This window comes from Bradyrhizobium uaiense (genome assembly GCF_010811875.1).
In the GTDB taxonomy this organism is placed as follows: Bacteria; Pseudomonadota; Alphaproteobacteria; order Rhizobiales; family Xanthobacteraceae; genus Bradyrhizobium; species Bradyrhizobium uaiense.
Window position 1 is genome coordinate 1 of sequence record NZ_VKHP01000974.1, and the last position, 244, is coordinate 244.

The following is a 244-nucleotide window of genomic DNA, read 5'->3' on the forward strand; positions in this document are numbered from 1 at the left end:
GCGCACCGCACCGACGGTGTCGCCGGATTTGCCGCCCTCGATCTCGCTCGTGGCAGCACCATGGACCCAGACCGGGTAATTATTGAAATCGCGGATGATTTTCCAGACCTCGCCGGCCGGCTGCTCGCTCAATCCGACATCGAGCGCTTCCAGACCTACGAATTTGCCGACAGCCCGACCCTGCCGGTGACGGATTTCAGCGCGACCCTGCGGGTGACCCCGGTGGTCGACGGCGACCGGGCCT

1 pseudogene is annotated in these 244 nt (G+C 65.2%); it reads left to right on the top strand.

What is annotated here, in order from left to right:
• Window positions 1–244, top strand: a pseudogene (locus FNJ47_RS52575) (hypothetical protein); the annotation flags it as partial.